This window comes from Paractinoplanes rishiriensis (assembly GCF_016862375.1).
Classification (GTDB): domain Bacteria; phylum Actinomycetota; class Actinomycetes; order Mycobacteriales; family Micromonosporaceae; genus Actinoplanes; species Actinoplanes rishiriensis.
Genome location: NZ_BOMV01000035.1, coordinates 112,455 through 127,317 on the forward strand (window position 1 = coordinate 112,455; position 14,863 = coordinate 127,317).

Here is a 14,863-nt window from a genome sequence, read left to right on the forward strand (position 1 = left end):
GTATAGACCGTCCTTCCAGCCCTTGCCACGGATGAATGGGCTGCCGAGTACTACGAAAGGCGGACACGCCGCAGGTCAAGCGGTCAGTTTCTGGTTCTGTCGGCCACGACCTCAACGCGGGAAACTCGCTCGATCCGTCCGCGCACAGCCGTGCCGGTGACCCGTACGTGTTGCCGGCGACCGTGTGCGTCGACGAGCCGTTGATAGAGGGCGTCCGGAAGCAACACCCGGACGGACCGCTCCGAGGAGCCGTATACGGTGGAGATCGATCCGCGTACGGTCGCCTGGCCGCCCTCGCCGGCCTCTCGCCGCAGCCGGCTGACCTGACCTTCGATCGTGACCTCCCCGTCCGGAACCGCCACCCTGAGCTGCTCTGCTGCGGTACGCAGGATCTCGATCCGGCGCGTGTTGAAGCGAAACGACCTGGCCGGCACGGAAGACGGGAGCTGACCAGCCCAGTTGAACCGGACGTCGTAGGGAACGCCGTCCCGGCCGAGCCGGGCCAGCGCATCACAGACGTTCGCCGAAACCCCCTCACCCGTGCGGCGCAGGAACAGCCCGATATCGAAGTCGCGCTGCGCCTCGCCGGAGGCGGCGAAACACGCCCGTACCGCACGGTGCATCTGCAAGGACACCCGGCGGGCGAAAGGCAACTCGGCGTTCACGGCGACGCGCGGAACGGCGAGCTGAGCAGCAATCGCCCAGCTTCCAGCGCGCGGGGTTCCCAATCGCACCGTACGAGCGAAGTCGAACGCGCTGTCCGGCCGACGTCCCTGCATCAACATCGGCCGCTCGTTCATCAGTGCGTACGTGGACGAGACGACCAACTCCCGGACCCCCGCCAACGCATCCACCGCGTTGAAGAGGGGAATCGTCCCGGAAGGTCCGTCGGGCAGGAGCCGGAAGGACAGTGTGTCCGCGCCGGTGTCCGCTAAGTCGTCCAAGAGCAGCCGGATCGGGCGCTCCTCCACGGCTGCGACGGTGGCGAGGAAATCGGAGATGCGGCTCGCGTAGTCGCGCAGCTCCCGATCGCCGGGGACCAACACCTGGAACTCGCCGTCGTTCTCCCGTCGTGACCACAGGGTGGCCCGTTCGAGACGCTCTTGCGGGGCCCAACCGTTGGACAACAGATACTGATTCAGCGTTTCCGGCGTCAGGGCCGACGCGGCGCGCAGCTCTTCGTCACTGACCAGGGCAGGCGGCGTCACGACGCGGACACCCGTTGCGCGGGGACCGGGCCGAGCAATGACCGCAGGCCGTTCACGGTCAAGAGGTTGCGCTTGGGTACGGAGACCGTGACGTTGCGCTGCTCCGTCCGGTCGAGCACCGGCGAATCCCGTAAGGAAGCCCAGTAGCCGCAGTGGCTGAGGCGCATTGAATCCTCGTCCGCCTCCGCGTACTGGCTGACGTCCGATGGCACGATGATCAGAAAGAGGTAGCGAGACACGGCGAACCCCTCGCCGGCGATGTTGTTGTAGTGGTCCACCTTCATCGGGTACTGCCAGTGAAGATCAGTTCCCTTGGGGCTCGACCACGACTTGACCTGTGCCTCGATCTTGGGGAACCGGACCGTGCCACGAATCCCCGGAAAGTCGATGGAGAAGTCCACACCTGTGTGGTCGACGTCTTGCTGACCAGCGATCAGGCCGGCAGCGCTGGCCAACACTCGGACGAAACTCTCGCCGAAATATCCTTGATGGTTGTATTTGGCGTAGCTCATACACCCTGTCCCAGGTCCGCACCGGAAGCGCTCCGTGGGCGTAAACATTACTTCTGGTCACTGTCGCGGAGAACCCCCCGTCGCAGGTCTTCCCGCCAAGCCCGTCAGCTACGCGATCACGCCTCGTCCGGTCAGTCGCCAAGCCGACATCACGGACGCCTGGCGTTCCTTTGCGCGAGCGAGGATTATCGCCGCGTGCATGCGGAGATCGCGCTCGGTGACAACACGACGAACGAGCTGGGCTCGCTCTATTCCTGGCTGCAACGCGATGACGAGTTTCGTGGAAGGGTCAGGACCGTGACGTCCGACCTGAAACCCGGCGACATGGGCAGCGTCACGGAAGTCCTGACGGTGGCGCTCGGCAGCGGTGGTGCGGTGGCCACCCTCGGCGGCACGCTGAACGCCTGGATCGGGGCACGGCGGACCAAGGTCAACGTAGAGATCACGAACGGCGACCGGACCTGCCGCGTCGAGATCGACACGGCCAACGCTGCCGCCGCCGCTGAACTGCTGCAAGAGGCGGTTGCAGCTACCGGCGGACTGTGATGGCAACCCGTCTGCCGGACCCTCACAAGTCCAATGCGCTATTCGTCGGAGCCGCCAATTTCGCCAGCGACGCGATCACCGACCTGCCGTCTGTGGCCAACAACATCTCCGCCCTGGCCGAGGCGCTCACTGCTCCTACCGCCGGGGTGGTCGATCCCGCCCGCTGCCGGCAGCTCATCAACCCGCGTACCCAGGACGAGGTTGGCGCCGCGCTCGACGAGACCGTGAACGCGGCTAGTGATACCGCGATCGTCTACTACGCCGGGCACGGGCTGCTCACCCCACGCGGTGCACTGCATCTCGCAGTCGCCAACACCGACCCGGACCGCGTCACCTACACCGCGGTGCCGATCGAGTGGCTGCGCCTGGCCCTCGCCGAAAGCCCTGCGAAGAACCGAATCCTGATACTCGACTGCTGCTTCTCCGGGCACGCGGCAACCGCGATGACATCGGTCTCCTCGGCGTTGACCGCAGCCATTGACATCAGTGGCACCTACACGGTCACTTCAGCGCCGGCAAATTCGACCTCGATCGCGCCACCCGGTGACCGGTTCACAGCGTTCACCGGAGAGCTGCTGCGGGTACTTCGCGACGGAATCCCCGGTGCTGGCGACTTGCTCTCGATGCGTGACATTTACACTGCGCTTGTCCGCGGCCTGCACGCGCGCAGCATGCCCCGGCCGCAACACCTCGGTACGGGCCTTGCCGACCACATTGCACTTGGACCGAACGTGGCCGACAGTCCAACGCTATCGCCCGTACGGCCTGCGGGGACGCCTCCGGAGCAGGACATGCTCCGATCGAAAGCACAAAGCAGCACGAGTCCGGCTGACAGCGAAGTACTCGAAAAACAGTTCCACGAGGCGCTCGTCAACGGGTACCGCGCCATGAAGCGCGAGATCAACTACAACGCCACCATCTACATTCGGATGATCTCCACTTCTGGTGGCCTCGGCGCAGCCCGTCAGCTCCTGCACGCGTCGTCGGTCTCCAGTGGGTTCACCACCCTCTGGGAGAAGGGACGTCTCGATCTCACCGTCGAGGCATTTGTCCTGCAAGAGCCATGGTCGGCGTTGTTCACCGACGAAGAGCTCCAGATTGCCCGTGACCGGCTCGCCGAATACGGCTATCACCCGGCTGGCCTGTGACTATCGCGGCGACCGGTCCTGCGCGCCTGGACCGGCCCCAACTGGAACGCTCAATGGCTTCTGCGTCCGTACATGCCGTCGGCCCGCGCGCAAGCTCACGCCGACGCAGTCAGCCGTCCGGTGCCGGCTTCTGTTGAGTTGACCGGGATTCTCGCCACCGTCAGGAACGAGCGCAGAACGGCAGCCAAGCCGTCGAGCTGGTCGTCCTCGATGAACGCGTAGCCGCATCCGGCCAAGGTGTCCGCGACCCGGCGGGCGCCGCGTAGCACGGGATCTTCGTTTCCTGTCTTCATCGTGTCGTTCCTTCGTAAAGCGCCGAACCGGTCGGCCAAGGCCGTGGGTACGAGCCGGCTGGCCGGTGTTTCATTTCCTCCTTCGAAACGCTGGTGGCAGCCGACCGGCCAGGCGAAACGAATCGCTTGACCGGCCGGGCCCTACTCGGTCATCCGGCACGAAAATGCGCCGGTGCCGGTCGCTCACGGGTTGCGGACCAGGGAGCGGCAGACTAAACCCAACCCAACCTTATGCATATGGCAACCCCTGGATGCGCCCATCAGCATCCTTTTGCTTGCAGTTGAAGTCGCCACATGGTCCACTGGTCTTGCGGACCAGGGAGTGGAACAACGTGGCGAAGTCCAAGACGCAGCATGTCATCGATGACATCACCGGCCAGATCGAGTGCGGTCAACTGAGGCCCGGCGACCGTCTGCCGAGCACGGCGGAGCTGAGGGCCCAGTACGGAGTGTCGATCACGGTGGTGCGCAACGCGGTGCAGTGGCTCAAGGCGAAGGGTCTGGTGGAAGGGCTGTCGGGCGTCGGTGTGTTCGTCACCGAACACGACGACCCGAAGCCGACCTGATCTCGTCTGGCAGGGCGCGGTCCGCCGGATGGAGGTGATCCCGCTGGCGCGACCGACGACGGGCGCCCTGATCGCCGACGCGGGAGCGGGCATACCCCAACGGTCAGTCATCGGGCACGACCGGGTGCCCGCAGCCGCACCGCGATACCTCACCTCGATTACTCAAGGTAGTGATATCTCGTCTTGTTTCGTGCTGCCGAGTCCGGGGCGAGTCTCGTAATTCCGGATCAGTAGCGCAGCATCCATGCCGATCGACACTGGCTGCTACCAGCAGTGACGTCGGAAACCTGGATCGTCGCCCCACCGGAAACCGTGCCGTTACCCGTGAGTGGCCGAACTCCGCCTACCGTTCGGGCCGGTCCGCTCTTGCACAATCTGTAAGCCTCTGTCGCGAGTGGACTCCGGTGGGTTACGGTGATGCCCGCTTGCTTTGTTGTACTGGGTGCAGACTCGCACAGGGTCCGCGCGCCTGACGGATCAGCGTCGTATGGGTGCCCACCCGTCCCTTGGGGCCGGTCGGCGGCGACGCCCCGGCCGGGTAACGGGCTTGCCGCGTCGTCGAACCTGGCGCACCAGGTGTTCGTATAGGTGCCCACCGAGCCCGTAGCGGCAGGTCGGCGGCGAACACCGCGCCGGAGTCGTCGACCCCGCCGTGCGCGTCATGCAGCTGGGTGTACCGCAAGCAATACTGCGGCCACTCGCTCTAACCCCTTCTCGCGCCTTGCTTTACGTGGCGCCATGCCGCCGTGGCCATGCCCGGCGACACCACTGAACCCCGCACCGTCCTCGTTCCTGCGCCCGGCCGCGTGCCGCTCGGCGCACGTCCTTCACAACTACACAGCGACCCGTAGCACCCGTCACCGACTTCCGGCCGTACGCGAACGCCGGCCGGCAGCACGTCGCAGTTCCACCACCAACGACGTATCGAGGAGTCCTCGTGTCCACCCACCACCGTCATCCCGTCCGCGCCGATGATCGTCGACGGCGTGGCGCTGACAGATTCCGTCCCGGTCCCCGTCCGGGTCCCCGTTGGGCTCCCCGGATAGCCCTCCGGCTTGATCCGGACCCCCGAACGGACCCCACCCCACACCTGTCATCGCAGGCCAGCCCCGCTGTCAGCGGCGCCGCTGCGGTCGCGACAGACCCTCTAACAGGGGTCTCCCCATGGGGACCCACACCCATATACAAACCAGGAGGTTGCCTATGACCGAACCCGTCCTGCGTATCCAGTCCAGCCTGACCGACCGCGACCATGTCCTCCTCGGCTGGCTCGCCGACCACGGCGTACTCACCACCCCGCAGATCGCCCACGCCCTGTTCCCCACCATCGACGCCGCCCAGGACCGCCTGCTGCGCCTGACCGGGCTGAAGGTCATCGGCCGGTTCCGGCCGCAACGCCCCGACGGCGGCTCCTACCCCTACCACTACGTCCTCGACCAACTCGGCACCGACGTCGTCTCCGCCCAGCGCGGCGACCCGCTGCCCCGCCGCGACGCCGCCCGCCGACGCCGCTGGCACCTGACCAACCGCGCCAACCTGCCCCACCTGCTCGGCACCAACCAGTTCTTCACCGACCTCGCCGGATACGCCCGCGCCCATCCCCACGCACAGCTTCAACGGTGGTGGCCGGCAACACGACTACAAACAGCGGGCGCGTTCGCCCAGGACGGCGACCCGGTCCAGGTCTTCGCCTACACCGCCCGGGTCCGCCCGGACGGGCACGGCATCTGGGCCGAACACCACCAGCAGGTGCCGTTCTTCCTGGAGTACGACACCGGCACCGAACGGCTCTCGCAACTCGCCGACAAAGCGCTCTCCTACGAAAAGCTCGTCGGCGTGACCCAAAGGTTGTGGCCGGTGCTGTTCTGGCTGCACTCGACCGTCCGGGAACGCCACCTGCACCGCGAACTGACCGACGCCGGTGTCCGGATCCCGGTAGCCACCGCCGCCCGCGACCACGCCACCCACGCCGGATTCAGCCCGGCCGACGCGGTGTGGTGGCTGCACCACCGGCCCGGCGCACCCCTTCGCCTGGCCGACCTCGCCACCGCGGTCGTCGACAGCCGAGACGACCCATGACCGCACCGCGATCCCGGCTCACCGCCCGTGGCCCACCGCCAGCCTCCGGGCGACATCCTCACACGCCCGCGGCCGGAAGCTGTCAACACCCGGTCACCGGCGCGCTGACAGCTTCGGACAGATCCCCGCCGCGGACAAACCCGAGGATCTGACAGATCCCGGAGCTACCATGCTCGGCCCCGCCATCCCGCCGCCGGTAACCGGGGGCCTCGCCCGGCTCACCGCAGCCGGAACGCACTCGGATAGCGACATCGAAATACAGCTCGAAAGGAGCCCCGAAAACAATGACTCTACGCGCCATCACCGCTGACAATCATGACGGCTATCCCGGAGGAATATGCGACACCACGCCCCAGGCGAAACTACCCGAAACGGGTATAATGACAATAGCGAAACACGCGTTTCCGCCATTGACCGAAAACCGCCGAAAACGGCGGCAGAAAATGGCAGGCGACGCCGGAAACCGAACACGATCACCGACGTCCAGGTCGCCCACATCGAAACGGTCACCATGACACCCGCCGAAGAAACCGAGGCCATCCACGCCCTGGCCGCCCTGATCGCCGACTACTGGCGCACCCACCCCGACACCGGATAACCGGCCCCGGCCGGTGACGGACACTCCCGCGAGGTCGCGGAGTGTCCGTCACCGCGCCCACCGGCGATCGCCCACCATCTGCCCGTTCGTGAAGGACACCACACCATGGCAGCCAGCATTCCCAGACCCCGACGCGGGAAACGCCGCCCCACCAGCACGCTCGGCGGTGAACCCGGCCTGCGCCGGATCGCGATCTACACCCGGCGCTCCACCGACGACGAACACCAACCCTTCTCCATCGACGCCCAACTCGCCTCGCTCAAGAGCTACATCAACTCCCAGCCCGGCTGGACCCTCGTCCTGGAATTCAGCGACGACGCCTCCGGCGCCACCACCGACCGCCCCGACCTGCAACGCGCCCTGCGCGCCGCGAAGAACGGCCAGTACGACGTGCTGCTCGTCGTCCGCGTCGATCGGTTCTCCCGCCGCCTGTCCGACCTACTCGACCTCTTGCACGAACTCGACGACGCCGGCGTCGCGTTCTGCTCCGCCACCGAACCCTTCGACACCTCCACACCCATCGGAAGAATGCTCGTCCAACTCCTCGGCGTATTCGCCGAATTCGAAAGAGAAACCATCATCGACAGGGTGATCAACGGCATGACCACCAAAGCAGCCAAAGGAAAATGGGCCGGCGGCACCCGACCGTACGGCTATCACGTCGACCGCGACACCCAGAAACTCGTACCCACCCCGAAGAAGCACCCATCCTGCGCGACATCTTCCGCCTCTACACCGAAAAACGCCTCGGCACCCGGGCCATCGCCACCGAACTCAACCAACGCGGCATCGCCAACCGCACCGGCAAACCCTGGTCCGGCTACACCGTTGCCCGGATCCTCGACAACCCCGCCTACGTCGGCGACATCGCCTACCGCGACGTCCACGTCACCGACGCCCATGAACCGCTCATCGACCGCGAGACTTTCACCATCGCCCGCGACATCGCCGACACCCGAGCCGACGCCCACACCCGCCGCGCGACCTCACCCAGCGAATACCACCTCACCGGGCTGATCACCTGCCCCGACTGCGGCCACAAGTACATCGGCACCGCCGTCCGAGGACGTAACGCCCGCTACCGCTACTACACCTGCTTCTCCCGCAACCGCTACGGCGCCGCCGGCTGCACTGGAGCCCGTCTCGCCGCCGACGCCACCGAAACCGCCGTGCTCCAGGCCCTCTACGACTTCTACGCCGTCGCTTACACCCTCATCGACAAGGTCCTCGCCCAGGCCCGCCGCGAGTTCCACGACACCCACGCCGACCGGCACAACGAACTCGACGCCCTCACCGCGAAAATCGTCCACAACCAGACCGCGATCGACCGATATCACACTGCGTTCGAGAACGGCACCATGGACGACGCCACCGCAGGGCCCCGCATCGCTGAACTCCGGCACAAGATCACCCAACTCCAGGCCCGGCGCGACGACCTCAACGCCAGCCTCGCCCACGAACCCACCCCACCACCGGAGGGAACCATCGAACGGCTACGCGCCTACCTCGAACAAACCATCACCCACGGCACCGACCACGAACGCAAACGCGCCATCGAAACCCTCGTCGCCGAGATCCGCATCAACGAGAAAGGGGAGGTGATACCCGTGTTCAAGATCCCCAACGCCGACACCATCGACGTCACCAGCGGCACCACCGCCACGACCACCGAACCCACCACCGGTTTGCGCAATGGTGAAGTTGGTGGAGCTGAGGGGACTCGAACCCCTGACCCCCACACTGCCAGTGTGGTGCGCTACCAGCTGCGCCACAGCCCCTTACAAGTCCCCGGCACTCAGCCGGGCACGGGAGAAATACTACACACCCCGCGGCAGCCCCCGCCGGGACCCCCTCAGTTCAGCAGTGGGTCGGGTGGGAAGTGTGCGACCGCCGCGAGGATGTCGCCCTGGCGGCGTAGGACCATGGCCCACAGGTCGTCCGGGCGGTTGATGAAGGGGTCACCCGGCAGGGCGTCCAGCAGGAACCAGGAGCCGCTCGCGATCTCCTCCTCGAGCTGGCCCGCGGACCAGCCGGAGTAGCCGGCGAAGACGCGGATGCCGGCCAGGTTTTCGCGCAGGCGGTCGGGGTCGGCCGACAGGTCGACCGTGCCCAGGGCGCCGGCCACCTGGTGGAAGCCGGACAGCCGCTTTTTGACCTCGGGTCGGGTGCGCGCCAGGCAGATCGCCGACTCGGGCTGCACCGGGCCGCCCTCGAACAGCACGGCGGGCTCGCCGGCGAGCTCGCCCCAGCTGCCCAGGACGTCGGAGACCGGAACCTCGGTGGCGCGGTTGAGCACCACGCCCAGCGCCCCGCCCGCCTCATGGGCGACCAGCAGGACAACCGTACGGTCGAAGTTCGGATCTTTGAGGGTCGGGGTCGCAACCAGCAGTCGGCCGGTCATCGACTCCATCGACCGGCCTCCGATCCGCTGACCCTCGCTATGCACGAGCCACCCACAGCGCTCGGGGGTCTTCCAGCAACGCCATGCTCAGCACATTAGCCCGAGTTTCCAGGCCCCGATAAGGTCTGGCCATGAACGCAGCGGCTGAGATCGGTGTGATCGGCGGGTCGGGCCTCTACGCGCTCCTCGACGACGCCGAAGAGTTCGAGGTGTCCACGCCCTACGGTGCCCCGTCCGACCCGATTACCGTCGCCCGGGTGGGTGACCGGCGGGTCGCCTTCCTGCCTCGGCACGGCCGCGACCACCGGTACCCGCCGCACCGGATTCCGTACCGGGCAAATCTTTGGGCGCTTCGCGCTTTGGGCGTACGCCAGATCGTCGCGCCCTGTGCGGTCGGTGGTCTCCGGCCGGAGCTGGGACCGGGCACCTTCGTGGTCCCCGATCAGCTGATCGACCGCACCAGCGGACGCGTTCAGACCTTTTACGACGAGGGCGCCGTGCACGTGTCGTTCGCCGACCCGTACTGCCCGGCCGGGCGCGCCGTGGTGCTGGAGTCCGCCCGCGAGCTCGCGCCGGTCGACGGCGGCGCCATGGTGGTGGTCGAGGGCCCGCGCTTCTCGACCCGGGCCGAGTCCCGCTGGTTCACCGCGATCGGCGGCGCCGTGGTCAACATGACCGGCCACCCCGAGGCCGTGCTGGCCCGCGAGCTGGCTCTCTGCTACACGGCGATCGCGCTGGTCACCGACCTGGACGCCGGGGTCGAGGGCGGGCCCGCGGTCACCCATGAGGAGGTGTTCCGGGTCTTCGCCGCCAACACCGAGCGCCTCCGCGGCGTACTGCTCAATGCGGTTTTGCAGTTGCCGGCCGAACGCACCTGCCCGTGCCCCACCGCTCTCGACGGCATCAAGCTCCCCATCGCCCTCCCCTGAAACGACATTTGCCCGACGACCGGAGGTCCTCGGCTCGACACCGTCTATTGAGAAGGTGCAGCCGTGCACAAGGATCATGCGGCGCGGGCCGTGGGTTTAGCCGGTTCTGCCCTGATCGCGGTGGGCGGCCTGGGCGCCGGCGCGTTGCCGGTCGGCATCCCGTTCTTCGCCGGCGACAGCCACGCGCGACCCGGTCTGGTCTGCGTCTACAGCGGATTGGCGTTACTGCTGCTCGCCTGGTGGTGGTACGGCCGGGTAGCCCGGCAGACCGGCATCGACGACCCGTGGCGGACGCTTGCGCTGTGGGTGGCGCCGCTGCTGCTGGCCCCGCCGATGTTCAGCCGGGACGTGTACAGCTATCTGGCGCAGGGCCTGATGATCGACGAGGGGCTGGACGTCTACCGGCACGGGCCCGCGGTGCTGGGCGGCCTGCTCGCCGCGCAGGTCCCGGACGTTTGGCAACACACCCCGAGCCCGTACGGGCCGGTGTTCCTGATCGTGGCGCGGACCATCACCGGACTGCTGGACGCGAACCTGGTGCTCGGCGTGATCGCGATGCGTCTGGTGGCGCTCGCCGGTCTGGTCCTGCTCGCGGTCGCGGTGCGGGTGCTGGCCCGGTCGGCCGGCGTGCACCCGGGTGCCGCGACCTGGCTGGCCGTGCTCAACCCGCTGACCCTGATCCACCTGGTCGGCGGCGCGCACAACGACGCGCTCATGGTGGGCCTGCTCGCGGCCGGGCTGGCCGCCGCGGTGCGGCACCACCCGGTGGTGGCCACCCTGCTGGTGGTGACGGCCGCACTGGTCAAGGCGCCGGCCGGGCTGGGGCTGGCGGCGGTGGCCGCGATCTGGGCGGGCTACCTGCCGGGTCGCTGGCCGGTGCTGCGGGCGTCGGCGGCGGTGGGCGGCGTCGGGTTGGCCGCGACCATGGTTATCACGGCGGCGGCCGGCACCGGGTACGGCTGGATCGGCGCGCTGTCCACGCCCGTCTCGGCGCAGAACTGGTCGCTGACCGGGCTGCTCGGCCGGGCCACCGCGGAGGTCGGCCTGTGGCGCTGGGCCGGCGCGGTCGCGGTGCTGGCGGTGGCGGCCGCGGTGTGGGTCTGCCGGTACCGGCTCGGTCCGGTCTACGGGCTGGGCATCGTGCTGGTCGCGGTGGTGGTGTTCGGTCCGGCGATCCGGCCCTGGTACGTGGTGTGGGGGCTGGCCCCGCTGGCGGCCGTGGTGGTCCAGCGGAGGGTGCGGCGGGCACTGGCCGCGTTCTGCGCCGGGCTGGTCCTGGTGGTGTTGCCGGACGGCTTCGCGGCGGACGCCGAACGGGTCCTGCTGGCGACGACCGGCGCACTGCTCGGGGTTGCCGCCTTTCTCCTCGTACGGCTGACGGTTGCGGAATTTGACCTTGAGCGTGCGCTGGCCGGGAGGTTTCGATGACCCGGCGGCTGACCGTGGTGAGCGGTGCGGCCGTGATGGTGGCCGTGTTCCTGGTGACCGTGCCGACGTTCCGGCATTTCTTCGATCTCGGCGTGTACCGGGGCGCGGTGCGGTATTGGTTGCTCGACGGTGGTGCGCTGTACGACTTCCGCTACCAGGACAGCGAGTACGGGTTCACCTATCCCCCGTTCGCGGCGCTGGTGCTGAGCCCGCTGGCCGCAATGTCCTGGCCGATCGCGATCGGCGCCGGTCTGGTGGTGAACGCCGGTTGTGTGGCGCTTCTGCTGCGCTGGTTCCTGGTGCCGATCCTGCACCGGCACGGGTGGCCGCTGTGGACGCCGGTCGCGCTCGCCTTCCTGGCCGTGCTGGTGTTCGAGCCGGCCCGCGACACGTTCAGCTACGGCCAGGTCAACCTGCTCCTGCTCGTGCTGGTCTGCGGTGACCTGCGCAATCGCCGCTGCCCGGGCGTCGGCATCGGGCTGGCCGCGGCGATCAAGCTGACCCCGGCGGTCTTCATCGGCTACTTGCTGTTGTCCCGGCAGTATCGGGCCGCGGCGACAGGTACCGCGGCGGGGGCCACCGCAATAGCGTTTCTGCTGGCACCGGACGCGTCCCGGGTCTTCTGGACCAGCGCGGTCTGGGATACCGGGCGGATCGGCCAGCCGTTCCAGGTCTCCAACCAGTCGCTGCGCGGGGTGCTGGCCCGGCTCGACGTGCCCGGCATATGGTGGATCGTCGCGGTGGCGCTGGTGGTCGCGGCCTGGTGCTGGTGGGTGCGCACCCGCCGCCCGGACCAACTGGCCGGGTTTGCGGTGACCGGTGCGGTCGGCTGCCTGATCAGCCCGGTGACCTGGGTGCATCACCTGGTGTGGCTGCTGCCCGGCATCTTCCTGCTGCTCGATCACGCAATTTCAAACCCGGATCCGGTACGACGTAAGCGCCGGCTGGCCGGTCTGGCGGCCGGGGTGACGGTGCTGAGCAGCAGCCTGGTCTGGGTGTGGTGGGCCGATCCGCACGGCTGGGCCGCGTTCCCGGGCGGCAACGCGTACGTTTGGCTGACGTTCCTGCTGCTCGGAGTGCTGGTGACAGGAAACTGTCATACCCATCCGGCACGATGCGCCCATTGCCAACGGAGGGACCACACTGATGACCACCGCACCGGCCATCGAGACCAGCGGTCTGGTGAAAACATTCGGTGACAACCGCGCGGTCGACGGCGTCGACCTGTCCGTGCCGGCCGGCACGGTCTACGGCCTGCTCGGCCCCAACGGCGCGGGCAAGACCACGGTGGTGCGCATGCTGGCCACCCTGCTGCGGCCGGACGGCGGGTCGGCGCGGGTGTTCGGCCACGACGTGGTCCAGCAGGCCGACGCCGTTCGCAGCCGGGTCAGCCTCACCGGCCAATACGCGTCGGTCGACGAGGACCTCACCGGCACCGAAAATCTGGTGCTGCTGGCGCGCCTCCTGGGCTACTCGAAACCCCAGGCCCGCGAGCGCGCCGCCCGGCTGCTCGACGCGTTCGGCCTGACCGAGGCGGCCGACCGCCAGGTCAAGAAATACTCGGGCGGCATGCGCCGTCGCATCGACATCAGCGCCAGCATCCTCAACACTCCCGACCTGCTGTTCCTCGACGAGCCGACGACCGGCCTCGACCCGCGCAGCCGCAACCAGGTGTGGGACATCGTCCGGGTGGTGGTCGCCAACGGCACCACGGTGCTGCTGACCACGCAATACCTCGACGAGGCCGACCAGTTGGCCGGGCGCATCGCGGTGATCGACCACGGCAAGGTGATTGCCGAGGGCACCCCCGGCGAGCTCAAGGCGTCGATCGGCGCCGGCACGGTGCACGTCCGGCTGCGTAACGCCGAGCAGCGCCCGGCCGCCGAGCGGGTGCTGGCCGAGGAACTGGGCACCACGGTGCAGCTCGAGTCCGACCCGGTGGCGCTGACCGCGCGCGCCGACGCGTCCGGCTCCGAGAGCGGCGCCGCCGAGCACGCCGCGCGCGCCCTGGCCCGGCTCGCCCAGGCCGGCATCATCGTCGACGACTTCTCTCTCGGCCAGCCCACCCTCGACGAGGTGTTCCTGGCGCTGACCGACCGCCCGGCCGTCTCGGAGGGGGCCGTCTCCGAGGGGGTTTCCGCATGAGCACCGCGACGACCGAGACCGCGACCGCCTACACCCCGTCGGCCGAGACGCTGGGCGCCGTGCTGGCCCGCGGCGATCAGCCGAAACGCCCGAGCGCCTGGTCCGCCTCGGTCACCTTCGGCTGGCGCGCCATGCTCAAGATCAAGCACGTGCCCGAGCAGCTGTTCGACGTCACGGCCTTCCCGATCATCATGACCCTGATGTTCACCTACCTGTTCGGCGGCGCGCTCGCCGGCTCCACCGGCGAATATCTCCAGTTCTTCCTGCCCGGCATCATGGTCACCAGCGTCGTCATGATCACCATGTACACCGGCGTCGGCCTGAACACCGACATCGAAAAGGGCGTCTTCGACCGCTTCCGCACCCTGCCGGTCTGGCGCCCGGCCGCCCTGGTCGGCATGATCTTCGGCGACGTCCTCCGCTACATCCTGGCCGCCACCACCATCATGGTGGTCGGCTTGATCCTCGGCTTCCGTCCCGACGGCGGCGTGCTGGGCGTCATCGGCGGCATGGCCCTCCTGGTGGTCTTCTCGTTCGCGTTCTCCTGGGTCTGGACCATGTTCGGCCTGTTCCTGCGCTCCGAGAAATCCGTGATGGGCGTGAGCATGCTGGTCCTGTTCCCGCTGACGTTCCTGAGCAACGTCTTCGTAGAGCCGACCACCATGCCGGGCTGGCTGCAGGCGTTCGTAGAGGTAAACCCCATCACCCACCTGGTAGCCGCCATCCGCTCCATCATGGCCGGCGACTGGAACATGTACGAGGTGACGTGGACGCTGCTGGCCAGCGCCCTCCTGGTAGCCATCTTCGGCTCCCTGACCATGCGCCTCTATAACCGCAAGTAGCCACCACAACGCAGCGGCCGCCCCTCAATCGGCCGTGCCGCCCCCTCCACCCTCCTTTCTCGTCACCCAGCCACCTGCCACCCTGCCCTGCCCTGCCCTGCCGCCCTGCCCTGCCGCCCTGCCCTGCCGCCCTGCCCTGCCGCCCTGCCCTGCCGCCCTGCCCTGCCG

15 protein-coding genes, 1 tRNA gene and 2 pseudogenes are annotated in these 14,863 nt (G+C 68.1%); 12 read left to right on the forward strand and 6 right to left on the reverse strand.

Translation table 11 applies throughout. The features are described from left to right. Positions 1-83 precede the first annotated feature (83 nt). Complete coding sequence (locus Ari01nite_RS16290; RefSeq protein ID WP_203782096.1) at positions 84-1,208, reverse strand: hypothetical protein; 1,125 nt, start codon at positions 1,206-1,208, stop codon at positions 84-86. Beyond that, positions 1,205-1,720, reverse strand: coding sequence for a DUF4365 domain-containing protein (locus Ari01nite_RS16295; RefSeq protein ID WP_203782097.1), 516 nt, complete (start codon positions 1,718-1,720; stop codon positions 1,205-1,207). Before Ari01nite_RS16295 ends, Ari01nite_RS16290 begins: the two co-directional genes overlap by 4 nt. 195 nt (positions 1,721-1,915) lie before the next feature. Here Ari01nite_RS16295 and Ari01nite_RS16300 point away from each other — a divergent pair, with 195 nt between their 5' ends. Both Ari01nite_RS16300 and Ari01nite_RS16305 read left to right on the forward strand, forming a co-directional pair. Continuing rightward, positions 1,916-2,266, forward strand: coding sequence for an effector-associated constant component EACC1 (locus Ari01nite_RS16300; protein WP_203782098.1), 351 nt, complete (start codon positions 1,916-1,918; stop codon positions 2,264-2,266). Beyond that, complete coding sequence (locus Ari01nite_RS16305) at positions 2,266-3,414, forward strand: caspase family protein (RefSeq protein ID WP_203782099.1); 1,149 nt, start codon at positions 2,266-2,268, stop codon at positions 3,412-3,414. The genes Ari01nite_RS16300 and Ari01nite_RS16305 overlap by 1 nt, the downstream gene beginning before the upstream one ends. 95 nt (positions 3,415-3,509) lie before the next feature. Here Ari01nite_RS16305 and Ari01nite_RS16310 read toward each other — a convergent pair whose 3' ends face one another. Beyond that, positions 3,510-3,707, reverse strand: a complete 198-nt coding sequence (locus Ari01nite_RS16310; RefSeq protein ID WP_203782100.1) for a hypothetical protein — start codon at positions 3,705-3,707, stop codon at positions 3,510-3,512. A 332-nt stretch (positions 3,708-4,039) separates the two neighbouring features. On the opposite strand from Ari01nite_RS16310, the gene Ari01nite_RS16315 reads away from it, so the two are divergent. The 5 genes and pseudogenes from Ari01nite_RS16315 to Ari01nite_RS49895 all read left to right on the forward strand — a co-directional run. After that, positions 4,040-4,273 carry a winged helix-turn-helix domain-containing protein gene (locus tag Ari01nite_RS16315; RefSeq protein WP_239162792.1) on the forward strand — a complete coding sequence of 78 codons (234 nt, stop codon included), beginning with the start codon at positions 4,040-4,042 and terminating at the stop codon, positions 4,271-4,273. A gap of 1,203 nt (positions 4,274-5,476) precedes the next feature. Beyond that, complete coding sequence (locus Ari01nite_RS16320; RefSeq protein ID WP_203782102.1) at positions 5,477-6,352, forward strand: replication-relaxation family protein; 876 nt, start codon at positions 5,477-5,479, stop codon at positions 6,350-6,352. Positions 6,353-6,689: 337 nt separating this feature from the next. Further along, positions 6,690-6,950 carry a hypothetical protein gene (locus tag Ari01nite_RS16325; protein ID WP_203782103.1) on the forward strand — a complete coding sequence of 87 codons (261 nt, stop codon included), beginning with the start codon at positions 6,690-6,692 and terminating at the stop codon, positions 6,948-6,950. 105 nt (positions 6,951-7,055) lie between these two features. After that, a pseudogene (locus tag Ari01nite_RS49890) lies at positions 7,056-7,568 on the forward strand (recombinase family protein); the annotation flags it as partial. An 8-nt stretch (positions 7,569-7,576) separates the two neighbouring features. After that, a pseudogene (locus Ari01nite_RS49895) lies at positions 7,577-8,074 on the forward strand (recombinase family protein); the annotation flags it as partial. A gap of 369 nt (positions 8,075-8,443) precedes the next feature. Here Ari01nite_RS49895 and Ari01nite_RS49900 read toward each other — a convergent pair. From Ari01nite_RS49900 to Ari01nite_RS16340, 3 genes are all read right to left on the reverse strand, one after another. Then, the gene (locus tag Ari01nite_RS49900) at positions 8,444-8,689 is read right to left on the reverse strand and encodes a hypothetical protein (RefSeq protein ID WP_239162793.1); all 246 of its coding nucleotides are present in this window, start codon (positions 8,687-8,689) and stop codon (positions 8,444-8,446) included. Next, positions 8,653-8,728, reverse strand: a tRNA-Ala gene (locus Ari01nite_RS16335). The genes Ari01nite_RS49900 and Ari01nite_RS16335 overlap by 37 nt, the downstream gene beginning before the upstream one ends. A 74-nt stretch (positions 8,729-8,802) precedes the next feature. Further along, on the reverse strand, positions 8,803-9,360 hold the full coding sequence (locus Ari01nite_RS16340) for a YqgE/AlgH family protein (protein ID WP_203782104.1): 558 nt from the start codon (positions 9,358-9,360) through the stop codon (positions 8,803-8,805). A gap of 122 nt (positions 9,361-9,482) precedes the next feature. Between Ari01nite_RS16340 and Ari01nite_RS16345 the strand changes: the two genes are divergently transcribed. From Ari01nite_RS16345 to Ari01nite_RS16365, 5 genes are all read left to right on the forward strand, one after another. Further along, positions 9,483-10,280, forward strand: a complete 798-nt coding sequence (locus tag Ari01nite_RS16345; RefSeq protein ID WP_203782105.1) for an S-methyl-5'-thioadenosine phosphorylase — start codon at positions 9,483-9,485, stop codon at positions 10,278-10,280. Positions 10,281-10,343: 63 nt separating this feature from the next. Beyond that, positions 10,344-11,708, forward strand: coding sequence for a polyprenol phosphomannose-dependent alpha 1,6 mannosyltransferase MptB (mptB, locus tag Ari01nite_RS16350; RefSeq protein WP_203782106.1), 1,365 nt, complete (start codon positions 10,344-10,346; stop codon positions 11,706-11,708). Continuing rightward, the gene (locus Ari01nite_RS16355; protein WP_203782107.1) at positions 11,705-12,907 is read left to right on the forward strand and encodes a glycosyltransferase 87 family protein; all 1,203 of its coding nucleotides are present in this window, start codon (positions 11,705-11,707) and stop codon (positions 12,905-12,907) included. Before mptB ends, Ari01nite_RS16355 begins: the two co-directional genes overlap by 4 nt. Further along, the gene (locus Ari01nite_RS16360) at positions 12,855-13,853 is read left to right on the forward strand and encodes an ATP-binding cassette domain-containing protein (RefSeq protein WP_203782108.1); all 999 of its coding nucleotides are present in this window, start codon (positions 12,855-12,857) and stop codon (positions 13,851-13,853) included. The genes Ari01nite_RS16355 and Ari01nite_RS16360 overlap by 53 nt, the downstream gene beginning before the upstream one ends. Next, positions 13,850-14,695 (forward strand): ABC transporter permease, encoded by an 846-nt coding sequence (locus Ari01nite_RS16365; protein ID WP_203782109.1) that lies wholly within the window; start codon positions 13,850-13,852, stop codon positions 14,693-14,695. The genes Ari01nite_RS16360 and Ari01nite_RS16365 overlap by 4 nt, the downstream gene beginning before the upstream one ends. The last annotated feature ends 168 nt before the right edge of the window (positions 14,696-14,863 follow it).

Bases quoted from the DNA above. Each gene is read 5' to 3' on its own strand.
- Ari01nite_RS16310 (WP_203782100.1), bottom strand. From the start codon at position 3,707: ATGAAGACAGGAAACGAAGATCCCGTGCTACGCGGCGCCCGCCGGGTC.
- Ari01nite_RS16305 (WP_203782099.1), top strand. From the start codon at position 2,266: ATGGCAACCCGTCTGCCGGACCCTCACAAGTCCAATGCGCTATTCGTC.
- Ari01nite_RS16325 (WP_203782103.1), top strand. From the start codon at position 6,690: ATGCGACACCACGCCCCAGGCGAAACTACCCGAAACGGGTATAATGAC.
- Ari01nite_RS16355 (WP_203782107.1), top strand. From the start codon at position 11,705: ATGACCCGGCGGCTGACCGTGGTGAGCGGTGCGGCCGTGATGGTGGCC.
- Ari01nite_RS16365 (WP_203782109.1), top strand. From the start codon at position 13,850: ATGAGCACCGCGACGACCGAGACCGCGACCGCCTACACCCCGTCGGCC.
- Ari01nite_RS16340 (WP_203782104.1), bottom strand. From the start codon at position 9,360: ATGGAGTCGATGACCGGCCGACTGCTGGTTGCGACCCCGACCCTCAAA.
- Ari01nite_RS16295 (WP_203782097.1), bottom strand. From the start codon at position 1,720: ATGAGCTACGCCAAATACAACCATCAAGGATATTTCGGCGAGAGTTTC.
- Ari01nite_RS16345 (WP_203782105.1), top strand. From the start codon at position 9,483: ATGAACGCAGCGGCTGAGATCGGTGTGATCGGCGGGTCGGGCCTCTAC.
- Ari01nite_RS16320 (WP_203782102.1), top strand. From the start codon at position 5,477: ATGACCGAACCCGTCCTGCGTATCCAGTCCAGCCTGACCGACCGCGAC.
- Ari01nite_RS16360 (WP_203782108.1), top strand. From the start codon at position 12,855: ATGACCACCGCACCGGCCATCGAGACCAGCGGTCTGGTGAAAACATTC.